The sequence below is a fragment of the Pseudomonas sp. LBUM1653 genome (genome assembly GCF_059716115.1).
Genome location: NZ_CP166803.1, coordinates 4,270,259 through 4,296,924 on the forward strand (window position 1 = coordinate 4,270,259; position 26,666 = coordinate 4,296,924).

22 protein-coding genes and 1 pseudogene are annotated in these 26,666 nt (G+C 60.4%); 9 read left to right on the plus strand and 14 right to left on the minus strand.

Annotation, left to right across the window (positions count from 1 at the left end; all coding sequences use genetic code 11):
- Positions 1 to 12: 12 nt before the first annotated feature.
- The 3 genes and pseudogenes from ACA054_RS19010 to ACA054_RS19020 form a co-directional block, all read right to left on the minus strand.
- Complete coding sequence (locus ACA054_RS19010) at positions 13 to 876, minus strand: methyl-accepting chemotaxis protein (RefSeq protein WP_497690337.1); 864 nt, start codon at positions 874 to 876, stop codon at positions 13 to 15.
- A pseudogene (locus ACA054_RS19015) lies at positions 871 to 1,626 on the minus strand (MCP four helix bundle domain-containing protein); the annotation flags it as partial. The pseudogene ACA054_RS19015 and the gene ACA054_RS19010, both read right to left, overlap by 6 nt.
- 97 nt (positions 1,627 to 1,723) lie before the next feature.
- Positions 1,724 to 2,398 carry a DUF2238 domain-containing protein gene (locus tag ACA054_RS19020; protein ID WP_497685635.1) on the minus strand — a complete coding sequence of 225 codons (675 nt, stop codon included), beginning with the start codon at positions 2,396 to 2,398 and terminating at the stop codon, positions 1,724 to 1,726.
- A gap of 171 nt (positions 2,399 to 2,569) precedes the next feature.
- On the opposite strand from ACA054_RS19020, the gene ACA054_RS19025 reads away from it, so the two are divergent.
- Positions 2,570 to 3,001 (plus strand): nuclear transport factor 2 family protein, encoded by a 432-nt coding sequence (locus ACA054_RS19025; RefSeq protein WP_497685636.1) that lies wholly within the window; start codon positions 2,570 to 2,572, stop codon positions 2,999 to 3,001.
- 89 nt (positions 3,002 to 3,090) lie between these two features.
- Here ACA054_RS19025 and ACA054_RS19030 read toward each other — a convergent pair whose 3' ends face one another.
- The 3 genes from ACA054_RS19030 to nirB are packed head-to-tail and all read right to left on the minus strand — an operon-like array spanning position 3,091 to position 6,498.
- A complete protein-coding gene (locus ACA054_RS19030; protein ID WP_497685637.1) occupies positions 3,091 to 3,531 on the minus strand; it encodes a CBS domain-containing protein in 441 nt (146 codons plus the stop codon).
- A gap of 31 nt (positions 3,532 to 3,562) precedes the next feature.
- Entirely contained in the window at positions 3,563 to 3,937 is a 375-nt protein-coding gene (gene nirD, locus ACA054_RS19035; protein WP_497685638.1) for a nitrite reductase small subunit NirD, read from the minus strand.
- Entirely contained in the window at positions 3,937 to 6,498 is a 2,562-nt protein-coding gene (nirB, locus tag ACA054_RS19040) for a nitrite reductase large subunit NirB (protein ID WP_497685639.1), read from the minus strand. Before nirB ends, nirD begins: the two co-directional genes overlap by 1 nt.
- A gap of 786 nt (positions 6,499 to 7,284) precedes the next feature.
- Here nirB and ACA054_RS19045 point away from each other — a divergent pair.
- Both ACA054_RS19045 and ACA054_RS19050 read left to right on the plus strand, forming a co-directional pair.
- Positions 7,285 to 7,641, plus strand: a complete 357-nt coding sequence (locus tag ACA054_RS19045; protein ID WP_497685640.1) for a DUF6124 family protein — start codon at positions 7,285 to 7,287, stop codon at positions 7,639 to 7,641.
- Positions 7,642 to 8,546: 905 nt separating this feature from the next.
- The gene (locus tag ACA054_RS19050) at positions 8,547 to 9,572 is read left to right on the plus strand and encodes an IS110 family RNA-guided transposase (RefSeq protein WP_497685641.1); all 1,026 of its coding nucleotides are present in this window, start codon (positions 8,547 to 8,549) and stop codon (positions 9,570 to 9,572) included.
- Between the two features lie 455 nt (positions 9,573 to 10,027).
- Here the strand turns inward: ACA054_RS19050 and ACA054_RS19055 are convergent, their stop codons facing one another.
- Entirely contained in the window at positions 10,028 to 10,228 is a 201-nt protein-coding gene (locus tag ACA054_RS19055; RefSeq protein ID WP_497690338.1) for a YbdD/YjiX family protein, read from the minus strand.
- Positions 10,229 to 10,469: 241 nt separating this feature from the next.
- Between ACA054_RS19055 and ACA054_RS19060 the strand changes: the two genes are divergently transcribed.
- The 4 genes from ACA054_RS19060 (at position 10,470) to katG (ending at position 14,757) form a co-directional block, all read left to right on the plus strand.
- Positions 10,470 to 11,075 carry an SCO family protein gene (locus ACA054_RS19060; protein WP_497685642.1) on the plus strand — a complete coding sequence of 202 codons (606 nt, stop codon included), beginning with the start codon at positions 10,470 to 10,472 and terminating at the stop codon, positions 11,073 to 11,075.
- Positions 11,075 to 11,563 carry a copper chaperone PCu(A)C gene (locus ACA054_RS19065; protein WP_497685643.1) on the plus strand — a complete coding sequence of 163 codons (489 nt, stop codon included), beginning with the start codon at positions 11,075 to 11,077 and terminating at the stop codon, positions 11,561 to 11,563. Before ACA054_RS19060 ends, ACA054_RS19065 begins: the two co-directional genes overlap by 1 nt.
- A 53-nt stretch (positions 11,564 to 11,616) precedes the next feature.
- Entirely contained in the window at positions 11,617 to 12,123 is a 507-nt protein-coding gene (msrA, locus tag ACA054_RS19070; protein WP_497639395.1) for a peptide-methionine (S)-S-oxide reductase MsrA, read from the plus strand.
- 381 nt (positions 12,124 to 12,504) lie between these two features.
- Positions 12,505 to 14,757 carry a catalase/peroxidase HPI gene (gene katG, locus ACA054_RS19075; protein ID WP_497685644.1) on the plus strand — a complete coding sequence of 751 codons (2,253 nt, stop codon included), beginning with the start codon at positions 12,505 to 12,507 and terminating at the stop codon, positions 14,755 to 14,757.
- A gap of 58 nt (positions 14,758 to 14,815) precedes the next feature.
- Here the strand turns inward: katG and ACA054_RS19080 are convergent, their stop codons facing one another.
- The 5 genes from ACA054_RS19080 to ACA054_RS19100 all read right to left on the minus strand — a co-directional run bounded on the left by ACA054_RS19080 (position 14,816) and on the right by ACA054_RS19100 (position 22,978).
- Positions 14,816 to 16,816, minus strand: coding sequence for a peptidase U32 family protein (locus ACA054_RS19080; protein WP_497685645.1), 2,001 nt, complete (start codon positions 16,814 to 16,816; stop codon positions 14,816 to 14,818).
- 1,004 nt (positions 16,817 to 17,820) lie between these two features.
- On the minus strand, positions 17,821 to 18,201 hold the full coding sequence (locus ACA054_RS19085; RefSeq protein ID WP_046816407.1) for a RidA family protein: 381 nt from the start codon (positions 18,199 to 18,201) through the stop codon (positions 17,821 to 17,823).
- Positions 18,202 to 18,298: 97 nt separating this feature from the next.
- Complete coding sequence (locus ACA054_RS19090; RefSeq protein ID WP_497685646.1) at positions 18,299 to 21,109, minus strand: amino acid adenylation domain-containing protein; 2,811 nt, start codon at positions 21,107 to 21,109, stop codon at positions 18,299 to 18,301.
- Positions 21,110 to 21,196: 87 nt separating this feature from the next.
- Entirely contained in the window at positions 21,197 to 22,069 is an 873-nt protein-coding gene (locus ACA054_RS19095) for a mechanosensitive ion channel family protein (protein ID WP_497685647.1), read from the minus strand.
- A 96-nt stretch (positions 22,070 to 22,165) separates the two neighbouring features.
- Complete coding sequence (locus ACA054_RS19100; RefSeq protein WP_497685648.1) at positions 22,166 to 22,978, minus strand: cupin domain-containing protein; 813 nt, start codon at positions 22,976 to 22,978, stop codon at positions 22,166 to 22,168.
- A gap of 132 nt (positions 22,979 to 23,110) precedes the next feature.
- Between ACA054_RS19100 and ACA054_RS19105 the strand changes: the two genes are divergently transcribed.
- The gene (locus ACA054_RS19105; RefSeq protein WP_497685649.1) at positions 23,111 to 23,629 is read left to right on the plus strand and encodes a carboxymuconolactone decarboxylase family protein; all 519 of its coding nucleotides are present in this window, start codon (positions 23,111 to 23,113) and stop codon (positions 23,627 to 23,629) included.
- Between the two features lie 25 nt (positions 23,630 to 23,654).
- Positions 23,655 to 23,906 (plus strand): glutaredoxin 3, encoded by a 252-nt coding sequence (gene grxC, locus ACA054_RS19110; RefSeq protein WP_497685650.1) that lies wholly within the window; start codon positions 23,655 to 23,657, stop codon positions 23,904 to 23,906.
- A 225-nt stretch (positions 23,907 to 24,131) separates the two neighbouring features.
- On the opposite strand, the gene ACA054_RS19115 is transcribed toward grxC, so the two are convergent.
- Positions 24,132 to 25,220: a polyamine ABC transporter substrate-binding protein gene (locus ACA054_RS19115; protein WP_497685651.1), complete on the minus strand. Its 1,089-nt coding sequence runs from the start codon at positions 25,218 to 25,220 to the stop codon at positions 24,132 to 24,134.
- Positions 25,221 to 25,272: 52 nt separating this feature from the next.
- Entirely contained in the window at positions 25,273 to 26,574 is a 1,302-nt protein-coding gene (locus ACA054_RS19120; RefSeq protein WP_497685652.1) for an NAD(P)/FAD-dependent oxidoreductase, read from the minus strand.
- Positions 26,575 to 26,666 lie beyond the last annotated feature (92 nt).

Consider the following 26,666-nt stretch of genomic DNA (forward strand, 5'->3'; position numbering starts at 1 on the left):
AGAACGGGTGTATCAGAGCCTGAAGCGATCGACCGACTGCGAAAGTTTCCCCGCCAACGAGGACAACTCATCTGTAGTCAAAGCCGTCTGCCCAATCACTTTGCTGTTGCCTTCCGACATCCCGGCAATCATCTCCACCTGATGGGCGATTTCATTGCTGGCCAGGCTCTGCTCGCCGATGGTGCGGCTGATGTCGTTGACCAGTTGCGTGGTGTTGAGTGTGGCCTCGAGGATTTCGCGGATGGCGCGCTCGACGTCGGCGGTCACGGCCATGCCTTTGTCGACCTGGGCGACGCCCTCCTCCATGCTGATCACCGCTTCGCGGGTGCTTTGCTGGATGCGCGAGACCATGGCGGCGATTTCCTGGGTGGAGGCGCTGGTGCGGCCCGCCAGACTGCGTACCTCGTCGGCCACCACGGCAAATCCACGGCCCTGCTCCCCGGCGCGGGCGGCCTCGATGGCGGCGTTGAGCGCCAGCAGGTTGGTCTGATCGGCGATGCCCTTGATCACCTGGATGATGCTGAAAATCCCTTCGGATTCCTTGTCCAGCGTGCGAATCACCTGCGCCGACTGCTGCGCCGAACGGGCAATGCCGTCCATGTCGCTGACCACCTGATGGATCACCCGTCCGCCATCCTTGGCCAACGCCTCGGCCTGGTTGGCCATGTCCAGCGCGCGCTCGGCATGCCGGGTAATCTCCTCGATGCTCGCGGTCATTTCGCTGGCGGCGGCGGCCATGGTGCTGGCGGCAGCGCTTTGCTGCTGGCTGCTGCCGGCCACTTCATGACAACCATTGCTCAGTCGTGTGCTCATGCCGCTGACGCCATGGGCGTTGCTGCGCACCACTTCGATCATGCCGCGCAAATCACGCTGCATGGTCGCCAGGCTGCGAATCAGCAGGCTGGCTTCGTCCTTGCGGTCAGTCTCGACAATGGGCTCACTCAAATTGCCGTGGGCAATGCTGTCGGCGATGCGGCTGGCCGTGCGCAACGGCCCCACGATGCTCAGGATCACCCAGCGCCCCTGGGCCAGCAGCAATAGCAGGCTGGCGATCAGCACGGCGCCGAGGGCGAAATTGGCGTTGCTGATCGCTTGCCGGGTGCCTTCGCTGGTCTGTTGGGTGTTGCTTTCGATCAACTCGCTGAGGGCGGCCATCTGGTCTTCCAGTTGGCTGAAGGCGCTATTGAACGTACCGAGTTCCTTTTGCGCGGCCTCTGGATTTTCCAGGGCCAGGCCGCCGATGCGCCCTGCCGCACCGATGTAGGTGTCGAGGCTGGGCTTGATCTTGTCCAGCGCGGTTTTGAGGGTGTCGTTGACCGGTAGCTTGAGGTTGTCACCGAGCACTTCGCGAAAATGCGCGGTGTGTTCTTCGATGGAACTGCGCACCTCGGCCTTGCTGCTGGTGCTTTTGCCCAGGCCCACCAGCATCGCCGACAACACGTCGGCGCGTAGCGCATCGTGCATCATGTCGGCTTCCATGTGATTGCGCAGCGCGGTCATGCCGACGTCGTTGTCCTGCACCGCATCTGCCATTCGGGCAGTGCCCAGGTAACCGACCAGGCTCATGATCAACGCGGTGAGCAACCCCGTCCCTATCAGCAACAATAAACGCAGTTTTATGGACACTCTGTGGTTCCTCTTTTGGCACGTATGTCGGTGGGCCAACGGCCACCGCGAATGGCGTCTCAAGAGGTTATCGGCGTGTCTGTCCGGGAATTGAAGCCTATCCCCACTGATTCGTGTTATTTCGACATGCGGTAGGTAACCCGGCTTTTTCTGCCGTATTACGCAGGGAAAGCATAAGCAGGCAGACGAATGCGCCGGCGACGGCAAGCGCCATGTCCTTTTGTGAATCCCACGGGTCGTTTTGCGCGCCGACGAAGGCTTTTGCCGTGTCGTTGCCCAGGTAGGCCCCACCGATCCATTCCACCAGTTCGTAGACGGCCGATGTCGCCAGGATGACGTTCAGGGCCATGAAAAACAGCCAGCGCCCGCGCAGCGGTGTAAGCCGCAGCAGCACTTCCCGGATCGGCCAGGCCATCAACAGCCCGTAACTCAAATGGACCAGCCGGTCGTAGTGATTGCGTTGCAGGCCGAAACTCTTGTCGAAGCTGACGCCGGTCAAGGCCGAACACCAACGATCGTAAGGCACCAGGGAATAAGTGTAATGAGCACCCAGTTCATGAATGCACAAGAAAACAAACACCAGCGTGATGGAAACCGCAGACAGGCGAAATTTGCGATAAAAAACCACCAATGTTCCCACCAGCAACAGCGCCAGCAGGTTTTCCAGCGCCCAATCCACCCGGCTGCGTGGGGAATACCCCAGCGCAATGACGATGAGCAATAACAGGATCAACAGCGTCAACGCGTATCGCGGATGTTCCCTGGGCTGCATGATTTGGGTTCCTCGGCATCCTTGAACTCGAAATCCATACGGACTTTTAACTTCGAGATGAACCCTCGCCGCAAGTTCGCTTTTTTCCTCCTTTGCATACTAGGTTGTACGATGACCGATGAGTCATCTCGAACTCGTCGATCCGATCACCCACAACAACAAGGAAACATCATGAAAAAAGCAAAAGTGCTGATTGGTTTTCTGTGCCTGTTCAGCGGCTACGTCGCCGCCACCCCGGCTTCCGGGGAAAAGGACGTGGCACAAGCCGTCGATCACTTGACCCAGGCGATGCTGCACAAGGACATCGCTGAACTGAACGCGTTGACGGCCGAAAACCTCACCTATGGCCATTCCAGCGGCAAGGTCCAGGACAAGAAACAATTCATTGCCGATATCGAAACCGGCAAAAGTGCCTTCAAGACCCTTGAGATGCAGAACCAGACCATCACCGTCTCCGGCGATGTGGCGTTGGTTCGCCACCACTTCTCGGCCCAGGCCCTCAAAGGCACCGAGGTGGTCCCGACGGAAATCGAGAACTTCCAGATCTGGCAGAAACAAAGCGGAAAATGGTTACTGGTAGGACGACAGGCGTTCAAGTTCTGATGTTTGGGTGATCCCGCAAAAAAAGAGGACGAATTGGCGTCTACCCGCCGATCCGTCCCTTTCGTGTTGCGCTGATGCTGAGGCGGGTTTCAGTGCCCGCGAATGTAGTGCTCGAACTGCCGAATCAGGTCGGCCTGCTCGACAATGGCTTCCTTGACCAGATCGCCAATCGACAGCAAACCGATCAGCTCGCCGTTTTCCACCACCGGCAGATGCCGCAAATGGCTGTCCGTCATGACCGCCATGCAATGCTCGATGCTCTGTTGGCTATCGGCCGTGACCACCGGGGAACTCATGATGGCCCTGACCGGCGTGCCGACTGACGAACGTCCCAGCAGAACCACCTTGCGCGCATAGTCGCGCTCGCTGATCACCCCGACGACCTGGCCCTTTTCGATCACCGGCAACGCGCCCACGTTCTTTTCGGCCATCTTCTTCACGGCCTCCAGCACCATGGCGTCCGGCGCGATGCTGTGCACCTGCTGGTTTTCCACGACCTTGAGCTTGAGCAACTGTGCGGCTGTCTTCATATCCGTCTCCTGATGTGAATGGCGTACGACGTCAGGCCAACCCGACTTCCACCACCCCTTCGTTCAGCCGAACCGGCCAGACACGCAAACGCTGTTGCGGGTACTCCAGGCAACTGCCGTCCTCAAGACGAAAATGCTGCTTGTAGATAGGCGAAGCAACGACCAGGTCGCCCTTGATGCTACCGACCAGTCCGCGACCGATGACGTTGGCCCCGGATTGCGGGTCGTGGTTGTCGATGGCATAGAGGTTTTTGCCCTCCATGCCCGGCAGGTAGAACAGCGCCACCTGGGCACCGTCCAGCCACACCACCACACCGGAGTCGTTCACCAGGTCCTGCTGACTGCACACCGATTGCCAGACGGCAGACGTAGCGGTTTCAACGCGTTGGGTATTGGACGGGTTCATCAGACACTCTCCTCGGTAACAGGGATCAGGTTGAGTTCGGCCGCCATGATCGGCCGGCGCTGGCCGCGCTCCTGGACAAAGTGGATGTCCGGATCCGGGCGTTTATCGTTGACGAAGGTACGGAAACGCTTGAGCTTTTCCGGGTCCTTGAGGGCGTTGGCCCATTCGCATTCGTAGCGGTTGACCACCAATTGCATTTGCGACTCGAGCTCGGCGCCCAGGCCCAGGCTGTCGTGGATGATCACGTCCTTGAGGTAGTCCAGGCCGCCTTCCAGGCTTTCGCGCCAGACCGAGGTGCGCTGCAGTTTGTCGGCGGTGCGGATGTAGAACATCAGGAAGCGGTCGATGTAGCGGATCAGGGTCGCGTCATCGAGGTCAGTGGCGAACAGCTCGGCGTGGCGCGGACGCATGCCGCCGTTGCCGGCGATGTAGAGGTTCCAGCCCTTCTCGGTGGCGATCACGCCGACGTCCTTGCTTTGCGCCTCGGCGCATTCACGGGTGCATCCGGACACCGCGAATTTGAGCTTGTGCGGCGAACGCAGGCCCTTGTAGCGATCTTCGATGGTCAGGGCCATTTGCACGCTGTCCTGCACGCCATAGCGGCACCAGGTGCTGCCGACGCAGGACTTCACCGTGCGGGTCGATTTGCCGTAGGCGTGGCCGGTCTCGAAGCCGGCTTCAATCAGCTCGCTCCAGATATCCGGCAACTGATGCAACTGGGCGCCGAACAGGTCGATGCGCTGGCCGCCGGTGATTTTGGTGTAGAGGTCGTATTTCTTCGCCACCACGCCGATGGCAATCAGCTTGTCGGCGGTGATCTCGCCACCGGGAATGCGTGGCACCACCGAATAGGTGCCGTTTTTCTGCATGTTGGCCATGAAGGTGTCGTTTGTGTCCTGCAACGGCACCAGCGACGGGTCCATGATCGGCTGGTTCCAGCACGACGCCAGGATCGAGCCCACCGCCGGTTTGCACACGTCGCAACCGGTATGGCCACGACCATGCTTGGCCAGCAGTTCTTCGAAGGTGATCACCCCTTCTACCCGCACCAGTGCATACAGTTCCTGACGGGTGTAGGCGAAGTGTTCGCACAGGCTCTTGTCGACGCTGACGCCACGGGCAATCAATTCATGCTCGAAGACTTGCTTGAGCAGGCCGGCGCAACCGCCGCAGCCGGTGCAGGCCTTGGTCTGCGACTTCAGCAGGCCGAGGTCGGTGCAACCGCCGTCGATGGCCGAGCAGATGGCGCCCTTGGTCACGTTGTGGCACGAGCAAACCGTGGCCGTTTCCGGCAAGGCGCCAGGGCCGAGGGTCGGCGCGCCTTCGGACGACGGCAGGATCAACGCGGCCGGCTCGGAGGGCAAGGCGATCGCGTTCTGCATGTATTGCAGCAGCGTGTCGTAATAGCTGTTGTCGCCGATCAGCACCGCGCCCAGTACGTGTTTGCCGCTGGCATCCACCACCAGGCGGCGGTAGCTGGCCGTCGTTTCGTCGATGAACTGATAGCTGCGCGCGCCTGGCGTATTGGCATGGGCATCGCCGATGGAGCCGACGTCGACGCCCAGCAGCTTGAGCTTGGTCGACATGTCGGCGCCCTGGAACGGTTCGGCGGCGTCGTCACACAGGCGTGCCGCGACACTGCGTGCCATCTGGTAGCCCGGCGCGACCAGGCCGAACAGGCTGCCATTCCACGATGCGCACTCACCGATGGCGTAGATGTGCGGATCACAGCTCAGGCAGGTGTCGTCGATCACCACGCCGCCGCGCGGACCGATGTCCAGTTCACACTGACGGGCCAGCGCATCCTGGGCACGGATACCGGCGGAGAACACGATCAGGTCGGTCTCGAGGAACTCGTCGTTGGCAAAGTTCATCCGGTAGCGGTACTGCTCGCCAGCGCTGATCGATTGCGTGGCGCGGGACAGGTGCACGCCGACGCCGAGGCGTTCGATCTGCGCCTTCAGCGCCAGCCCACCCAGATCATCCAGTTGCACCGGCATCAGGCGCGGGGCGAATTCCACCACGTGCGCTTCGAGCCCCAGGCTCTTCAGGGCGTTGGCGGCTTCCAGGCCGAGCAAACCACCGCCGACCACCACACCGCGCCGGGCATTGGCCGCCGCGGCACGAATGGCATCGAGGTCTTCCAGGGTGCGATAGACCAGACGCGAATCGCCTTCGGCGCCTTCGATCGGCGGCACAAACGGATAGGAACCGGTGGCCAGCACCAGCTTGTCATAGGCAACACAGCCTTGTGCGGTGATCACCTGGCGACGGGCGCGATCGATCTCCAGCACCGGCACACCCAGGTGCAACGTGACGCCGGGCGTCTCGTACAGCGCCGCGTCACTCAGTGCCAGCGACTCGGCATCACGACCGGAGAAGTACTCGGACAGATGCACGCGGTCATAGGCACGCATCGGCTCTTCGCTGAAGACGTGCAGCCGATAGCGGTCAAGCGCGCCGCGCTCGATCAACTGCTCGACACAATGATGCCCGACCATGCCGTTGCCGATCACGACCAGCGTTTGCTGTTTGTTCAAACTGGCTACATTGGAATTCATAAACGCACCTGCCCAAAGCCCATCACGGTGAAAAAAGCAAAAAAAAACGCCTGAAACCTTGCGGTTCCAGGCGTCTTTGCCTGTTCTTTTGCGGTGTTGAAAATCAGACGGCCATGCCTGATCCACCGATGTTGCCCACGACCTGTGCGGCCAGTCGATCGTCGTTGACCGAGAGGGCTGCCCATCTTTTTTGGATGGGCTTGAGGGGGTTAATGCAGGGTTTGTGCCAGTTCGACTAAGGAGACTTCCATGGCCATGCAAACGCCTTGATGGCCGCGACTCAGGCATGTTTCTGGCGGGATGAGCGGGTGTGGCGGCTGTTGGTGCGCGATGCTCGCAAACTCAGCAAACCGCTTCGCACTGGTGCACGTTGTCAGGCATGGCGCTTTAAAAGTGCATGCAGCAGTCGGTTCCGAAAGCGCCATTAAACATCGTCGAAGGAAGCTTGTTTAAGCGCCCTACGACTTACTTCCTGAAAGCCACAAGACCTTGCGCCGTTGCCTACGGCTACGCCAGAATCCGCCGGCTTGTGCGCCTTGGGGGTCGTCGGTAACTTGATTCGCGTCACTGCCCATCAGTGATCGGGTTTAGTCGCCCGGTGGTAATTGAAGTTGCACAAGCGTCCGTCAGGCAGGTATTTCCTATCTGCATTCGATGGTGGCTGTGCGCAGGGCACCTTCGGGTGCGCCGGCTTCTTCAATTCCCCGGTCGACTAACCTGCGTACAGCCGCCACCCCTTCGTTTAGTCGCGAAATGGTGTCAGCTCCATTCGAGGAATTGAAGATCATGTTCAAGGTAACGCCGAACCCGCCGGACCTCGATCCGGCATCCCCGTACGAACCCGATTCAAATAAACTCAACGAGGCTGCCGAGCGCGCCCTCGATTACCACTTTCCGTCATCTGCCGACATCAAGGCCACACCGCGTACACCCAGCTCACTATTTACTGTGAACCCGCAGGCCACGAACGAAACCCTGATGGTTTATCTGGTCGAGACGCTGGCCTCGGTTGATGTGATGGTTCATCAGTTGGTGGATCATCTGGACGGTGGGTGCCGCAATGCCCTGCTGGGTATTTCCAACAGCGTGATGCTGGCGGAGATTACGGCGAATCGGGTGCTGGATCAGATTGATCCGCCTTGATGGGTGTTGTCTTGTAGGATCGCAACCTTGAGCAGCACCTTGTAGGAGCCAGGCTTGCCGGCGAAAGCGCCCTGACAGCCGATGATTGTCTTTCAGGTGTACATATCCATTCCTGCGGTAACGGCCACTTATGGTTTCGCCCTTACGGCGAGTCACTTTCGAAAAGCGCGAAAGTAACCAAAGCGCTCTTGCCCCACCACTCGGTGCCTCGCTAGGGCTCGGCATGCCCTCACTCCGGCATTGCTCCGTGGGTCGCCGCGATGGGCCGTCCCTGGCCCAGCGCGGCTAAACCGGCGTCCTGCCGGTTTACCCACTGCGCAATGCCTGCGTTCGGCCATCGTGGTTAACGGGGCGCCCAAATTTAAAGCCAAAGCGAGGCGGCCTGACAGCCGACCTGACTTTTAAGGGTGTACCTGATCCCTGTGGGAGCGAGCTTGCTCGCGATGGACGTCAACGATAACGCGCCCTGTCTGGATGATCGCGATGTCTGGACGTTCATCGCGAGCAAGCTCGCTCCCACAGGGGAATTCGGACAGACCTGCCATCAGGTCGGCTGTCAGGCCGCCTCGCTTTGGCTGTTGCTTTTGATTTGGCTTTTGATTTTCTTGCCACATCGAGAGGCTTCGTTCCGGTTCTGCGCAGTGGGTAAACCGGCAAGGATGCCGGGTTAGCCGCGCTGGGCCAAAGATGGCCCATCGCGGCGGGCTCTGTAGGAGCGAGCATGCTCGCGAAAAACCTGAGAGCACCGCGGGGTGTCAGGCTCCCCGCGTCATCGTTGACCTCCATCGCGAGCATGCTCGCTCCTACAGGCTTTTCCAAGTGACCCGCTAATGAAATGGCTACCCCCGCCGCCCCCGGTGATCGCCCACTAAGCTTTCACCGGGGGCTCACCGGAGACCATTGCCATGAACAAAGTAGCTATTGCCGCCATCGACCTGGGAAAACACACCTTTCATTTGCATGCTCAAGATGATCGCGGGCATGAGCTCTACCGCAAAAAATTTACGCGTACCGCGCTCATCCAGCATCTGGCAAATGTCGAGCCTTGCACCGTGGTGATGGAAGCCTGTGGCGGAGCCCATTTCATGGCACAGGAGGTCGCAAAGCTTGGACATTTACCCAAGCTCATTGCCCCTCATCTTGTACGTCCCTACGTGAAAAGCAACAAAAACGACTTCGCCGATGCCGAAGCGATCTGCGAGGCAGCGACTCGCCCGACGATGCGCTTTGTGCCGCCCAAAACCCAGACCCAGCAGGTGCTGGCCATGTCCAACTCGATACGCGATGCGTTCATCAAGGATCGCACCGCAACCGCCAATCGGATTCATGCAGCCCTTCTGGAGGTTGGCGTCAGCCTGGCCCCCGGCTTCAAATCGATCAACACTCTGCCGGCGCTGCTTGAGGCGAGTTCAATGTCTGAGCCCTTCAAAAAAAATCTGACGAGGCTGTATCGACATTTCAAGAATCTGGAAGAGGAGATCAAGTCGCTGGACAAGGAGTTGCAATGCCAGGCCGCTGAAGATGATCTGGCATCTCGCTTGATGACCATGCCGTGCGTCGGCCCGATCACCTCCACCGTCCTGGCCGCCGAGTTGGGCGATGGCAAACAGTTCAAATGCGGCCGAGGCTACTCGGCCTCAATCGGCCTGGTGCCCAAGCAGCATTCCACGGGTGGCAAGAGCGTGTTGTTGGGCATCAGCAAGCGCGGAGATCGCAACCAGCGACGCTTGCTGGTCCAGTGCGCCCGGGTGTACCTGATGCATCTGGACCACCAGAAAGGCTGGCTGGCGGACTGGGTCCGGCAGCTACTGGCCCGCCATCATTCCAACCACGTGGTTTGCGCGCTGGCCAACAAGCTGGCGAGGATCGCCTGGGCGATTGCGGCACACCATACTGAATTCGATGCAGGGCCAAGCGCGATGAACGCCTGACCCTGCTGTCACCCGAGCACCACCCACCTGGTTTTGCGATGCTGGATAACTGATGACGTGAACGGCCAACCGGCCTGACGACAACCCTGGGCTCTTACACGGCTGAAAGGCCGTCTCGCTAATAAGGATCGTTGGGCATCGATTCTCATCGAGGCGCGGGGCGACACCCCCACTCAGACGCCGAATAGATGAAAGCAAGCCAAACACGCATCAAAAACAGTATTGCAGAAAAGGGGGTAACCATAGATGTAAGAGCGGAACCATAGGTGGCCGTTACCGCAGGAATGAATATGTACACCTGAAAGAAAATGGTCGGCTGTCAGGCCGCCTTCGCGAGCAGGCTCGCTCCCACAGTGGATCGGGTACATCCGCGAGTGACTGGTCGGCTATCAGGCCGCCATCGCTGGCAAGCCATACACAGTAGATCGGGTCCGTAAGTGGGGGAGTTTGCAGCGTCAGCAACACCGCGTATTACATTTCCCACGCCCAAAACGCGCTTCCTGACGCTCACGGAAAAACGCCTCATAGCTCATCACCGGCTCACCCGGATGGTTGATCGCCATTTGCGCGACGTAGTTGTCGTAATCGGGAACGCCCACCATCAAACGCGCACTCTGGCTAAGGAAACTGGCGGCTTGCTGCAGTTTGCGGAACATGGCAGTGCTCTCAATGAGATTTGGACAGCCCGATTCAAACCCACTGATGTATCTGCAATGTGTCTGCTTCCGGGCCATTTGTATTTTCATGTATTCAAGCACCCGCGACCTTTTGGCGCATGACCGGCTGGCCACCGATTGAGCGCCAACGGGCAACAGTTTGTTAACATCCCTGCGCTTTTTCTCGTCTGATTGATCAGGCACTGTGTTTTTCCAGTGGCTACACAGGATGCTTTTTTCCATGAGTACGTTGTATTCCCGCCGCACGGTCCTGCAAGGCATGAGCCTGTTGAGCCTCGGCCTGCTCGCCGGCTGCGATGACAGCAGCAAGCTGTCGTTCAAGTACGGCAAGGACCTGAGCGACAAGATCATGGGGCGTTCCTTCAAGCTCAAGGACGCCGAGGGCGAAACCCGGATGCTCGGCAGCTACCAGGGCCTGATGCCGATGATCTTCTTCGGTTTCACCCAATGCCCGGCCGTCTGCCCGACCACGCTGGCCCGCGCCGCCCAGGCGAAAAAACTGATGGGCCGCGATGGCGAGCGCCTGCAAGTGATCTTCATCACCCTGGACCCTGAGCGCGATACACCCGAGTTGCTCGACAAGTACGTAAAGGCCTTCGACCCGAGTTTCGAGGCGCTGTCCGGCACTCTGGAAGAAACCGCCGCCACCGCCAAGGAGTTCGGCGTATTCTTCGAGAAAGTGCCGAGCGGTTCGACCTACACCCTGTCCCACACCGCCACCAGCTTCGTGTTCGACTCCCGAGGCAACCTGCGCCTGGGCCTGTCCGCGTCCCTTACCGCTCAAGAGTGCGCAGAAGACCTGCTCACCGTCATGGAGGTCTGCTGATGACTTCGTTCTGCGCACCACGTATTAAACAGCTTGTACTGGGAATGGCCCTGATCGGCATGGCGTGGCAGGTGTCCGCGCAAACCCAGGTAAATGACGCCTGGGTCAGGGCGACGGTGGCCGGCCAGCCTTCGAGCGGCGCCTTCATGACCTTGCAGGCCGACATCGACAGCAAGCTGCTCGACGTGCAGTCGCCCGTGGCGAAGATGGTACAGATTCACCAATCGAGCATGAAAGACGATGTGATGAGCATGCAGCAGGTCGAGTCCGTGGCGTTGCCGGCCGGCAAGCCAGTGAGCTTCGATCCCCATGGCTACCACATCATGCTCATGGACCTCACGGGGCAGATCAAGGAAGGCAGCAAAGTGCCGTTGACCTTGACCGTGGAAAACGCCAAGGGCGAAAAAGAAACGATCAAGGTAGATGCTGAGGCGCGGGCACTTGGTACGATGGATCATGGCAACATGGATCACAGCAAGATGCATTGAGGGTCTGACGGCCTCCCCCACGGAGGCCGCTCTTTGATGGGAGGTGCGTACTGATGACGACGAACACCGAAACCGCCATTCTCGCCGGCGGCTGCTTCTGGGGCATGCAGGATCTGTTTCGACGCTACCCGGGCGTGATTTCCACTCGGGTCGGTTACTCGGGCGGCGATGTACCCAATGCAACCTATCGCAACCATGGCTCCCACGCCGAAGCGATCGAAATCGTCTTCGACCCGGAGCAGATCAGCTATCGCCAGATCCTCGAGTTTTTCTTCCAGATCCATGACCCGAGCACCCAAAACCGTCAGGGCAATGATCTGGGGACGAGCTATCGTTCGGCACTCTATTACCTGGATGACGAGCAGAAACGCGTAGCCGAAGACACCGTGGCCGACGTTGACGCCTCCGGCCTCTGGCCGGGCAAGGTGGTCACTGAAATAGAGCCCGCCGGGCCATTCTGGGACGCGGAGCCTGAGCATCAGGATTACCTCGAACACTATCCCAACGGCTACACCTGCCATTTCATACGACCGAACTGGACACTGCCCAGACGTAAATAATGGCAGGAGTCCGGCTTGCCGGCGCTTGGCGGGCAGGCGTTTATAATGAAGCCCCACAGGCGCCTTGAAAGATTTCGCCTATCGGCTACAAATACTCCAGCTATTAGCCGTCTGCCCAAGGGCGGTCTAGCCTTATCAAACGCCGGTGCGGTCTGGCTGGCCGAGACCTGATAAGAAGATAAAGCGGGAGTCAGAAACCGACTAGGCATACCGTGGGTCATCCCGTTGGCAATTTGCTTGCCAGTGCCGGTGATGCCCATTTGGCCACGATAATCAGTTGATCGATTTGCTGGGCCAACAGCCTGAGTCATTGATTTCACTCACTGCCATCGTACCTGTCGGGACAATGGCTGAATGAACACGACCAAAGGTAGCTCACAGATGGGAACTGAAACGAAATGCCCGTTCAATCACGCCGCTGGTGGTGGCACCACGAACCGCGATTGGTGGCCGAACCAGCTGAATCTGAAGATCCTGCACCAGCACTCGTCCCTGTCCACCCCCGCGGACGAGGGCTTCAACTATGCCCAGGCGTTCAAGGCCCTGGATTTTGCCGCGCTCAAGCGTGATCTGACCGCCCTGATGACCGACTCGCAAGACTGGTGGCCCGCGGACTTCGGACACTACGGACCGCTGTTCATCCGCATGTCCTGGCACTCCGCCGGCACCTACCGTACCGGCGATGGCCGAGGCGGCGCCGGCTCTGGCCAGCAGCGCTTTGCGCCGCTCAACAGTTGGCCCGACAACGTCAGCCTGGACAAGGCCCGTCGCCTGCTGTGGCCGATCAAGCAAAAGTACGGCAACAGCATTTCCTGGGCCGACCTGATCGTCCTGACCGGTAACGTCGCGCTGGAATCCATGGGCTTCAAGACTTTCGGTTTTTCCGGCGGCCGGCCTGACGTCTGGGAACCGGACGAGGATGTCTACTGGGGCTCGGAAAACAAATGGCTGGGTGGCGACGTCCGCTACGACAAAGCGCAAAAAGCCATGCAAGAACCCGGCGAAGGCCCGCTCGTTGCCGAACCTGGGGAAAACGAGGAGAGCCGTACCGAGCAAGGACGCAATCTGGAGAACCCTCTGGCGGCAGTGCAAATGGGCCTGATCTATGTGAACCCGGAAGGCCCGGAAGGCAACCCGGACCCGGTGGCCGCCGGCAAGGACATCCGTGAGACCTTCGGCCGGATGGCCATGAATGACGAGGAAACCGTGGCGCTGATTGCCGGCGGTCACGCCTTCGGCAAGACCCACGGCGCCGGCCCTGCCGACAATGTCGGTGCCGAACCCGAAGCCGCTGGCCTCGAAGAACAGGGGTTGGGCTGGAAGAACAGTTTCGGCAGCGGCAAAGGCCCCGACACCATCACCAGTGGCCTGGAAGTGACCTGGACCACCACGCCCACGAAGTGGAGCAACAACTTCCTGGAGAACGTGTTCGGCTTCGAATGGGAACTCACCAAGAGCCCGGCGGGCGCCCATCAGTGGACGCCCAAGAACGGTGCTGGCGCCGGGATCATTCCGGACGCGCACGATCCGTCCAAACGGCGCAATCCGACCATGCTGACCACGGACCTGGCGCTACGCTTCGACCCGATCTACGAGCCGATTTCCCGGCGCTTCCTGGCGAACCCCGATCAACTGGCCGACGCGTTCGCCCGTGCCTGGTACAAGCTGCTCCACCGCGACATGGGCCCGCTCTCGCGCTACCTCGGCCCGGAAATGCCCGCTGAAGAACTGCTGTGGCAAGACCCGATTCCTGAAGTCGATCATCCACTGGTCAACGACAGCGACGTCGCTGCCCTGAAAAGCAAGCTGCTGGCCTCGGGCCTGTCGGTCTCGCAACTGGTCTCGACGGCTTGGGCAGCGGCTTCCACCTTCCGTGGTTCGGACAAACGCGGCGGTGCCAACGGCGGGCGCTTGCGCCTGGCCCCACAGAAGTTCTGGCAGGCCAACCAGCCCGACCAACTCGCAGGCGTATTGGCGAAACTGGAGGGAATCCAACAGGAGTTCAATGCCGGCGGCAAGAAAATCTCCCTGGCCGACCTGATCGTTCTTGCCGGCTGTGCAGGCGTTGAACAGGCGGCGAAAAATGCCGGGCACACGATCACGGTGCCTTTCACGCCGGGGCGCATGGACGCTTCCCAGGAACAGACCGATGTCGAATCCTTCGGTTTTCTGGAGCCGATCGCCGATGGCTTCCGCAATTACCTCAAGGGCAGATACCGCGTATCGGCGGAGTCGCTGTTGATCGACAAAGCGCAGTTGCTGACCCTCACCGCGCCGGAAATGACCGTGCTGATTGGCGGCCTGCGCGTACTCAATACCAACGCCGGCCAGACTGCGCACGGCGTCTTCACCACGCGGCCCGAAGCGCTGACCACCGACTTTTTCACCAACCTGCTGGACATGGGCGTGGAGTGGAAACCGCTGTCGGACGCCCAGGAAGAGTTTGAAGCGAGCGATCGCAAGACCGGCCAGAAAAAGTGGACGGGCACGCGAGTCGATCTGGTCTTCGGCTCCAACTCGCAATTGCGCGCGCTGTCGGAGTTCTATGCCAGTAACGGCGAGGAAAAGTTCGTGAAGGACTTTGTGGCGGCCTGGACCAAGGTGATGAACCTTGACCGCTTCGACCTGAGGTGAGCTGACCCGCGGGGTGAGATGGCGAGCGCGCAGCCTTGACTTCGCGCTCGCCGCTCACTCAGTGGGGCGCGCGATGAATGGTTTTTAGCAGGTCTTCGGGGCTGATGTGCCCGACGACCTGCTGCACCACGCTGCCCGGTTGCGGCAAATCGAAGATATGCCCCTTCATCTTGCCGATCACATGCATCTCGCAAGGCTTGCAGTCGAATTTCAACGTCAGCACTTCGTCGCCGTGGATCAATTGCATCGGCGCGACCTTGGTGCGCACGCCCGTCACACCCTTGGCCTGCTTGGGGCACAGGTTGAAGGAGAACCGCAGGCAGTGCTTGGTGATCATCACCGGGACTTCGCCGGTCTCTTCATGGGCCTCATAGGCCGCATCGATCAGCTTGACCCCGTGACGGTGATAGAAATCGCGGGCCTTCTGGTTGTAGACGTTGGCCAGGAACGACAGGTGCGACTCCGGGTACACCGGCGGCGGACTGGTCTCGGCCTTGCGGCCACCCCGTGGGTGTGCCGCGACGCGCGCCACGGTCAGCGCTTCGATCACTTCGCGGCGCAAGGCCTTGAGCTGCGAGTTGGGAATGAAGAACGCCTGCGGGGCGTCCAGCTTGATGTTGGTGGCGTGGTACTCGGTGGTGCCCAGTTGGCCAAGCAGATCGTGCAGCTGCTCCAGGGCCTGTTCCGGTTTGTTGGCCACGCCGAACGGACCGTCCAGGGCCACACTGGCGCTGACGCCCTCTTCACTGGTGGCAATCAGTTCCAGGCGATCTTCACGCAGGCACGCCACCCAGGAAAGACCGATCCGGCGCTCGGCGGAGGTCTTTTGCAGCGCCTGGGCCCAGTTGTGATCCAGGTTGCGGCTCAGCGGGTGATTCGGGCGCAACTGGTGCAAGCCCTTGGGCATCTCGTTCGGCTCGACGCGGTAGCGATAGCGTTTCTCGCCGTCCTCTTCGAACTCGCCTTTAGCTTCTGCGATGTTGGTCCGCCAACCCACCACTTCACGCTTGACCAGTACGTTGAGGCCGTCACCGTTGGACAGCGGTTCTTGGGTGACCACCAGCAGATCGCGCTTGCCGACTTTTTCCACCACGCCCACCGACAGGCCGGTGAAGGTCGGCGAGTCGAAGGCGCCGATGTCGATCTTGCGTTCGCTGACGAAGTAGTCGGTACTGCCACGGTGGAAGGTCTTGTCCGGATCGGGCAGGAAGAAATGCGCAGTGCGGCCGCTGGACGCGCGGGCCAGGTCCGGACGGTCTTCGAGCACATCGTCCAGGCGCTGGCGGTAGTAGGCGGTGATGTTCTTCACGTAGCCCATGTCCTTGTAGCGCCCTTCGATCTTGAACGAGCGCACGCCAGCTTCCACCAGGGCGCGAATGTTGGCGCTCTGGTTGTTGTCCTTCATCGACAGCAGGTGCTTTTCGTAGGCGATCACCCCGCCCTTTTCGTCTTTAAGGGTGTACGGCAGACGGCAGGCCTGGGAGCAGTCGCCCCGGTTGGCGCTGCGGCCGGTCTGCGCGTGGGAAATATTGCACTGGCCGGAAAACGCCACGCACAACGCGCCGTGGATGAAGAACTCGATCGCCGCCTCGGTTTCGTCGGCAATCGCGCGGATCTCCTGCAGGTTCAGCTCGCGGGCCAGTACCAGTTGCGAAAAACCGGCCTGGTCGAGGAACTTCGCCCGCTCCAGGGTGCGGATGTCGGTCTGGGTGCTGGCATGCAGCTCGATCGGCGGGATGTCCAGTTCCATCACGCCCAGGTCCTGGACGATCAGCGCGTCGACACCGGCATCGTACAGTTGATGGATCAGCTGGCGGGCCGGCTCCAGCTCATTGTCGTGCAGGATCGTATTGATCGTGGTGAACACCCGGGCGTGGTAGCGATGGGCGAACTCCACCAGCGCGGCGATATCGCTCACCTCGTTGCAGGCGTTGTGGCGGGCGCCGAAACTCGGGCCACCGAGGTAAACGGCATCGGCGCCATGCAGGATCGCCTCGCGGGCGATAGCCACGTCACGGGCGGGGCTGAGTAGTTCCAGGTGATGTTTGGGCAGGGACATAATATTTTTTTAGTCAGGCTGTCACGGTCGAGGCGCGCATTGTAGCGGTGAAATGAACGGGGGGCATCCGTGTACTGCCAGGTGGCGATTGTGGGAGCGTCGATGGCGGCTTTATGGCCGACCTATTGTTTGTTGACGGAGTACATATCCATTCCTGCGGCAACGGCCACCTATGGCTTCGCTTTTACAGCGAGTCACTTGGAAGCACGGAACGCCGCCCGGCCTGTAGGAGCGAGCATGCTCGCGATGGTCGTCAACGATGACGAGGGCTATCTGAATGCCCGTGTTGTTCTGGCGTTTTTCGTCGGAACGCCGCCCGGAGCATGCTCGCTCCTACAGGGCCCGCCGCGCTGGGCCATCCTTGGCCCAGCGCGGCTAAACCGGCATCCATGCCGGTTTACCCACTGCGCAGATCCTCCACTCGGCCTATCGATGGGGCAAGAAAATCAAAAGCCAAAGCCAAAGCGAGGCGGCCTTAAAGCCGACCTGATTACTGGCTGATCCGCGATCCCCTGTGGGAGCGAGCCTGCTCGCGATGGACGTCCAGACAACGCGATCCTCCAGACAGGGCGCGTTATCGTTAACGTCCATCGCGAGCAGGCTCGCTCCCACAGGGGATTGGGGGGTATCTGCAAAAGTCAGGTCGGCTGTCAGGCCGCCTCGCTTTGGCTTTAGATTTGGGCGCCCCGTTAAACCATGATGGCCGAACGCAGGCATTGCGCAGTGGGTAAACCGGCAGGACGCCGGTTTAGCCGCGTTGGGCCAGGGATGGCCCATCGCGGCGACCCACGGAGCAATGCCTTCGTTACGGCATACCGAGCCACAGCGAGGCACCGAGTGGTGGGGCAAAGCCTTTTGCTTACTTTTCGGCGTTTGGAAAAGTGAGTCGCCGTAAGGGCGAAACCATAAGTGGCCGTTACCGCAGGAATGGATATGTACCCTGAGTCCGCGTCATCGTTCTTCGCCGGCAAGCCAGGCTCCTACAGAGCGCGGGGTGTATTAGATCAAGCCTTGGCAGCCATCGCAGTAACTTCCACGCGCATGCCCTCGACCGCCAGCGAAGCCACGCCCACTGCGGCGCGCACTGGCCACGGCTTGGCGAAGAAACGCTTATAGACCTCGTTGAAGGCGGCGCGGTCAGCCATGTCGGTGAGGTAGATAGTCAAGTGCAGCACCCGGTCCATGGAACTGCCGGCGCGTTCCAGCGCCACTTTCAGCGCCTGCAGGGTGCACTCGCTTTGCAGGGTGATATCGCCCAGTTCAAGGCTGCCATCGGCACGCGTCGGAATCTGGGTGGAGACCAGCATGCCGCCGAAACCGGCAACGTCGGAGGAGATGGAGTCCGCATCGGGATCGGGAACGAAGGTCAGGTCTTGGTTTGCCATGAGTGTCTCTTGCTTGAGGTGGTAAGGCGGCATCGCACGCATGACAGCCGAGGTAGTCATGTAGCAACGCCTGTTGCGCCGCCAGTTTACGGAACCGTCACGCCACCCGCTCGATTTTATCCGCGCGACGCTTCTTGCCGTCACTGTTGCCACGCAGCAATACCCAGCGCACCACCTTGTTCCAGGCATAAGCCACCGCAACGCCACCGACAACGGCGAATACCACCCCGAGCAGCGGATAATCGCCGATGCGTCTCGCCACCGAATGGAACTGGAAGTGCGTCAAGTAGATATACAGCGTCGAGGAGGCAATCAAGGCCATGCCCCGGGCCATCAGGCCGGGTACGGGAATGGACCGGACCCAGATCACCAGGAGAGTGGCAGGCAGGGCGACATCGATATGATTCCAGATCTCGGCGGCGAGCGGTCCGAATCCCAGCATCGCCAGCATGTCCTGCCAACCCACCACCATGACGGCAACGACAGTGACGATCCACTTCTGTGTGGTTGAACTGGCACTGTGGATGGCCATGCCGAGCACCATGATCGCCAGGTAATGCTGTGGCACCCGATTGAACAACTCGCTCGCATCAAACACGTAGTGACTGATCAGCACATCAGCCAACGCCAACACGCATGCCGCAATGACAAAACAGCGAAACGGGTCTGCGCTGATGATGTTCCTGACGCGCTCGAACGACAGTACGAACCCGATGATCACCAGCATCTGCACCAGTACTTCTATGTACCAGTAGACGAAGTTGCCGATCAGGTTCGGCGAATACCAATTGGAAATCAGCAACAATGATTGCCAATGCACCGTATCGAACAGCACCTGAACCAACACCGTGTACAGGATCGTGGGCACCGCGATGCTGGCAACGGACTTGACCAGCGTGCGTACGCTCCCGGATTCATTGATGGCCTTGAGTTGAAACCTTGCCAGGCTGATCCCGGAAACCAGGAACAAGGCCATTGTTTCGCCGAACACCGGCCAATGTGCCAACACCTGAAAATGCCCCATCACAATCAACACGATGGAAACCACGCGTAGAAACACCGGCACTTCCATTGCCCGAAGCGAAAACCTCGAGGCCTTGGTGTCGCTGGCCAGTTCACACAACTCGAGTACCGGGATCATTTCCCATTGATCGGGCAGGTGTCCGATAAGCTCTTCCAGCACCATCGAAGCCTGGACGAACGAGAGTGAATCCCCACCCAACTCCACGAACGTCAACGCTGGATCGATGCGCGGCACTTCAAGAATTTCAGCCCATGCCTGCGCCAACTTGAGCGCCAGCGGCGACAGGTCCTGGCTCGCGCTGACCGGTGCCGCCTGCTTGTCGACAAGCACCTGCAGCGCCCGCTTGTCGATTTTGCCGTTCGGCGTCAACGGAATAGTCTCCACGAACACGAACAACGCCGGCACCATGTAGTCGGGCAACTGCTGCCCCACTTGCTCACGCAGTTCAACCGATGAAACAGGGTTGGCTGAAACGCAACAGGCCACCAGTTTCACGTTCGATCGGTCGTTGTTGGCCAACACCACGCACTGTTTGATCCGCGGATGCCTTGAGATTGAGGTTTCGATTTCAGCCAGTTCGATGCGATGGCCGCGAATCTTGACTTGGCTATCGCCGCGCCCGCGAAACATGACACTGCCATCGGCAAGATAAGTGCCCAGGTCGCCGGTCCGGTAGCAGATATCACCCTCGGCACGGGTGAAGGGATTGACCACAAACTTTTCCCGGGTCAGCGCTGCGTCACCGTAGTAACCCAGGGACAAGTACGGGCTGCGGATCAGGATTTCTCCGACTTCGCCTTCGCCGACCAACTGATTGGCCTCATTGACCAGCAACAGTTGCGCGCCCTCGATCCCTTTGCCCAGCGGGATCCTCGCATTGTCGAGCGCGGGATCGACCTGATGGTAAGCCATCGCCTGCGGCGTTTCTGTTGTGCCGTAGAAGTTGACGCTGATGGCGTTGGGGGCGATGGCGCGTATTTGCTCGTAAAGGGTGCTGCTTAAGGCATCCCCACCCCAAAACAGATAGCGCAGCTCATTGAACTGCAATCCACTGATTTTCGCACCGGTTTCAATGAGTTTGCCCAAGGGCGGCGTGAGGTGAATGATCGAGATCCGATGCTGGTGTATCCATCTCGCCAAGGCTGCTGGATCGATCACTGTCGACTGGGCCGGGATGATGACTTTCGCGCCAATGGAGAGTGGCGTGAACACGTCCCTGTAGACCGGGTCGTGGCCCAGCCCCGACAGCAGGGAAAAGCAACTGTCCCTGGTCAACGAGTGACGCTGGCTATGCCATTCGATGAAATGCACCAAGGGCGCGTGATGGGTGACAATCCCCTTCGGCTCCCCGGTACTGCCCGAGGTGAAGGTGATATAGGCCGGGTCTCCAGGATTGACTTCGGGCAAGCCCCTTGGCTCGACGGCGAACGCCTTCAGTGCGTCGCCGGGCATCTCCGGTATCTTGACCACGCGCACGACGGACGAACGCTGCGAATCGAGCTCAAAGGCCGCCTCGCCGCATACCAGTACAAAGGTCGGCTTCAGCACCTCGATGATCTGTTCGATGCGCGCACGGGGATAGGCCATGTCGGCAACGGTGAACGTCAAGCCGGCGCGCGAGGCACCAAGCATGGCGTAGACCAGGCCGGCGCAGCGACTGGAGACGATCACGACCCGGTCGGATTCGCTCGCGCCCTGTTCAAGCAAAAAGCAGGCAAGGCGCTGGCTGATCGCTTCCAGTTCACCGTAAGTGCACGTGGCGTCATGAGAAACCACGGCAACGGCGTCGGACGTGCGTCCAGCGTGCTGCAGGAAGTCCATGAATATCGGACGTTCGACACAATACGCCAGATCAAGGGTCGGGTTTGGGCGCGCATCCTGCATGTTATTGGTTGACTCCCCATGGCCTGTAAGACACAACGGCAGGCTCATGGCGGCCTGTCTCACAAGACCGCCATGAGCCCGATTCCCTCACTGTTTTGCCATCGCCTGCGGCAACGCGGCGCCTTGCTGGAAGATCACCGTCTGCGCTGGCATCGGGGCCGGGAAGCCGGCTTCGCCGAGGGCGTCCTTGATGATGCGGTTGGTATCGAAATACACCTGCCAGTAATGCTCATTGTGGCAATAAGGCCGCACCGCCAGCACCGGGCCGACCAGGTTGAACTCCAGAATCTCCACATCCACTGCCGGCTCGGCAAGCACATTGGGGATGGCGGCGATGCGCTCCTTGAGCAAGGCCACCGCGGCTTTCCAGTCGGCCGCGCCGGACAGTTGCGCCTGGAGCTCGACACGGCGGAACGAATTGTGGGTGAAGTTCTGGATGTTATCGCTGAAGATCTTGTTGTTACCGACCAGGGTCATCACGTTGTCCGGGGTGTTGATTGCCGTCGCGAACAGGCCGATTTCGGTGACTGTACCGATCACCCCGCCTGCACTGATGAAGTCGCCGACCTTAAATGGACGCAACACAATGATGAAGGCGCCGGCCGCCAGGTTGGCCAGCAGCCCGGACCAGGCCAGGCCTATTGCCAGGCCGACCGCGGCCAGCAGCGCCGCGAAGGTGGTGGTCTGCATGCCGAGGTAGCCGAGGATGCCGATCACCAGGATGATGTTCAGCGTCACGGTGATCGCCGAGCCCACATAGCGCAGCACGGTCGGGTCGACCTTCTGCCTGCTCAAGGCCCTCTGCACCATGCCGACGGCAAAGCCGATCAGCCAGCGCCCGACGATCCAGAAGGCGATGGCAGTCAGCAGCTTGACCGCGAACGCGGCGCCATAGGCCTGCACCACGGCAAGCAGGGCATTGAACTTCTGAGTGGTCACGTTAACGACTGTCTCGTCCATGGCTGAGGCTCGCAAATGAGAGATTCACCCCAAGACGCTAGCACAGCTCCCGTGGCCCGCCAGTCCGCCGGCTAACATGCGCAGGATCCTGTGCCGTTATCCCCTCCATTGCCGGGGACTGACCCCGGTCTTGCGGCGAAAAGCCCGGGCAAGTGCCGAAGGGCTTTCATAACCGACCTCTTCGGCGATCAAGGCAATGGGCTTGCCTTCACGCAGGCGTTTCTGCGCCAGGCTGATGCGCCAGCTGACCAGATAATCCACCGGGGCCTGCCCGACCACCCGCTTGAAGTGCTCGGCGAAACTTGCCCGGGACATGTTGGCCGCCACCGACAGTTCGGCCACGCTCCAGGCCTTGCCCGGCGCCTCGTGCATGAGGTTCAAGGGCCGCGCCAGGCGAGGATCGGCAAGGCCGGCCAGCATGCCCGGCGACTGATTGCGACTGCTCAGCATGTGCCGCAACAACAGGATCACCACCAGCTCGAACAGCCGGTCCATCACCGCCTCACGACCACAGGTACCGTCGAAGGCTTCGTTGAACAACCATTGCAGCGTGCTGGCCAGGGTGGGGATTTCATCCAGTTTCAGCACCAGATAATCCGGCAGCGCCGTGGCGAGGGCATTGCCCGCGCCGCCATCGAAATCCAGGGTCGCGCACACCAACTGCGTATCGCTGTCCTGTGCGGCAAACAGGCGGTGGCGATATGGCCGGGGAAAAAAGATCAGTGTCGGTACCGTGATGTGCAGCTCACGGTCGTCCGCGAGCCTGAGGGACAACTCGCCCGCCTGGAGCAAATGTAAATGACCGCAGGCCTGGCTGCCATCGAACGCGGTCGTGCCGCAAAACGTACCGCTGTGAAAGGTCCCGGCATTGACGCCGAAATGCGCAAGCAATGTAGACAAGCGGTCCATGAAGGGCCTCCGGCAGCAGTTCTGGACGATCTGTCGCATATCGTCGACGATTTGCACCCAATAGGCCAGCCCGATTCACTAGCATCCACTCCGTACCCAGCGCTTGTCGCGCATTCACTACGGAGAATCACCATGCCACGCATTACCCCTGTCAGCCTCGAACACGCCACCGAGACCACCCGCCCATTGCTCGACGGCGTGCAGAAGAAAATCGGCTTCCTGCCCAACGTGTTCCGGGTCCTGGCCCACGCCCCCGCCGTACTGGCCTCCTACCTGCAGAACTCGGCGGCATTGGGCAAGACGTCCTTGAGCGCCCCGCAGAAGGAAGTGATTTTCCTCGCCACCTCCCAAGTCAACGGCTGCGACTACTGCCTGGCGGCACACACGCTGTTCGCCGGCAAGGCCGGGCTTTCCGGCCAGGAGATCCTCAGCGCCCGCGAAGGCCAGCACGATGCCTACGCGTTGCTCGCCCGGCAAATCACCGAAAGCCGAGGCCACTTGGGCAGCGAGCAAATTGCCGCGGCCCGCGCCGCCGGAATCGATGACGCGAAGATCATCGAAGTGATCGCCCACGTGGCCTCGCAAACGCTGACCAACTATCTGAACAACGTCGCCCTGACCGATATCGACTTTCCGGCCATCGACGCCTGATCCACCCTGCTGGAGGATTGATTTCATGAAAACGGTAACCCTGTACACCACCGACACCTGCCCTTACTGCCGCAGCGCTAAGACGCTGCTGGCCACCAAAGGCGTGACGCCCCGGGAGATCAACGTTCAGCACACGCCCGGCAAGCTTGAAGAGATGCTCAGCCGCAGCGGCCGGCGCAACGTGCCGCAGATATTCATCGGCGACACGCACATCGGCGGCTTCGACGACCTGGCCCGACTGGATCTACAGGGCGGCTTGCTGTCGATGCTGGCCTAACCCCCTGTAGGAGCGAGCATGCTCGCGATGGTCTTCAACGATGACGCGGGAAGCCTGGTACCCCGCGGCGCTCTCAGGTCCATCGCGAGCATGCTCGCTCCTACGGATGCTGGCCTAACCCCTTGTAGGAGCGAGCATGCTCGCGATGGTCTTCAACGATGACGCGGGAAGCCTGGTACCCCGCAGCGCTCTCAGGTCCATCGCGAGCATGCTCGCTCCTACCTCCTACGTATTGGTCTTCAACTTGGTCCACAGGCGCGTGGTCAAGCGGGCGATGGAGGCTGGCAAGTCTTCTACCGTGAACAACTTTTCCATCACCGCTTTCGGCGGGTAGATCGCCAGGTCCTGTTTCACCGCCGGCACCACATCGGCATCCGCTGCGCTGTTGGGGTTGGCGTAGTGGATACTGTTGCTGATGTTGGCAATGACCTGAGGTTGCAGCAGGTAGTTCATGTAGGTGTAGCCGATCTTCTGGTGCGGAGCGCTCTTGGGCATGACCACCATGTCGAACCACAACGTGGAGCCCTCTTCCGGGATCGAATAGGCAATGTCGATGCCGTTTTTCGCTTCCCTGGCGCTGGCAGCCGCCTGCACGATGTCGCCGTTGAAGCCGATCACCGCGCAGACGTTGCCGTTGGCCAGGTCGCTGATGTACTTGGAGGCGTGGAAATACTGGACGTAAGGCCGGATCTTCAGCAGCGCCTGTTCGGCTTTCTTGTAATCGGCCGGCTCATGACTATGGGGTGGCAACCCCAGGTAATTGAGGGTGATCGGCAGCACTTGCGTCGGGTTGTCGATGATCGCCACGCCACATTCGCTGAGTTTTTTGATATTGGCCTCATCGAAAAACAGGCTCCAGGAACGGGTGACGTCGGTGTTGCCGAAGATCGCCTTGATCTTCTCGACGTTATAGCCAATGCCCGCAGTGCCCCACATGTAGGGATAACCGTACTGGTTGCCGGGGTCGTTGACCTCGAGCTTTTTCATCAGCACCGGGTCAAGGTTGTTCCAGCCCGGCAGCTGGCTCCTGTCTAGCTTCTGGATGGCCCCGGCCTTGATCAGGCGCGACAGGAAATGGTTGGACGGGCTGACCACGTCATACCCGGTATTGCCCGTCATCAACTTCGATTCCAGCACTTCGTTGCTGTCATGGATGTCGTAGGTGGCCTTGATCCCGGTTTCCCGGGTGAACGTGGCCAGGGTGTCGTCGGCGATGTAGCCGTTCCAGTTGGAAATGTTCACGGTTTCATCGGCGTAGGCGGCGGCGCAAAACGTAGAGAGCAGTGCCACCAGGGAAACAGGATTGACGCGCATGTTCGATCACCTTCGTGTTGAAGTGCTTTTGTTGTGAGTGAAAGCCGGTGTTCTAGATTTCGCTTTTGGCCCGGGCCGTCTCTACGCGCATACGCAGCATGGCACCGATATCCAGCAAGGGCTTGGGCGGCAGCCAGCCGGGCTGGGCGCGCTCGATGACCGATTGCAAGACCGGTGAGTCGATACCCGACGCCAGTTCCGCCAGCAGCCGTCCCCACAGTGTGCCGCGCGCCACGCCGGAGCCGTTGCACCCGGCCACGGCGAACACGCCCTCCTCGACCTTGGCAAAATACGGTTGCCCGGAGCGCGAAGCGCTGAGGTGTCCCGTCCAGGTGTATTCAATGTCCCGCGCGCCCAACAGCGGAAAACGACGCTGCAGACCCAGTACATGGTGCTGGCGCCGCGTCGCCAGTTCGCTGAGCGACAAGTCGTGGCAGCGGTACTCGGCGGTGTTGCGAATCATCACCCGGCGATCCGGGGTCAGGCGCACCGTGGCCCCAAGGGGACGGGTCGACAGCACGCCCCAGGGTTCTACGGCGCCAAGGGCCTGGAATTCTTCGTCGCTCAGGGGCCGGGTGAGGCTGGCACTGAGTTCCATGGCGAAGGTGCCGCTATCACTGATACCGGAACGGGGAATGAAGGCATTGAGGCAAACCAGCACTTTGCTGGCCTCGATGCAGCCATGGGTGCCGCTAGCGCGGATGCGGCCATTGCCCAGGCGCTGCAGGCCGGTGATCTCGGTGTTTTCAAACAAGGTCACCTTCGGCGGCAGTGCATCGAGCAGCCCTTTGACGTACTTCGCCGGTTGCAGCAGCGCATTGCCATTGCCGCACCAGATCGCCGCCTGGTAGTGCCGGGTTCCCAGCTTCTGGCTCAACTGTTCACCTTGCAGAAACTGCGCAGAGGCGCCCACCGCGCGCAATGTCTGCAACTTGGCCTCGACCTGGGTCAACTTGCGCGGATCGCTGACCGCAAAGAAATAACCCGATTCACGGAAATCGCATTCGATGCCATGGCGGGCAATGCGCTTGCGTACCTCGTCGCTGGCGGTACGGGAAATCGCCGTGTCGACCTGGAAGTCGGCGAAGCCCGGGCGGCCTTGCAACTCGGCATGGGTGGGATGTTCGTGGGTGACCACGAACCCCGAATTGCGCGCCGACGCTCCTTGCGCGGCCCGCTGGCGTTCGACCAGCACAATGCGTGCCTGGGGATGCAATTCAGCCAGTGAGTGAGCGGCACACAGCCCCGTGATGCCGGCGCCGATCACCAGCCAATCGGCCTGCTGAGTGCCCTTGAGCGGATCGCGCAACGGGCTGTCCCCGGCTTGCGCAATCCAGCCACATACGTTTTCCATGCGTCACCTCGTTGACTGTCGTGATGCAGGCCTTCTCGCAAAGCTGCATGCAGTTATTGCATGGGTTGTTTGAGATGACGGCCGCTATAGCT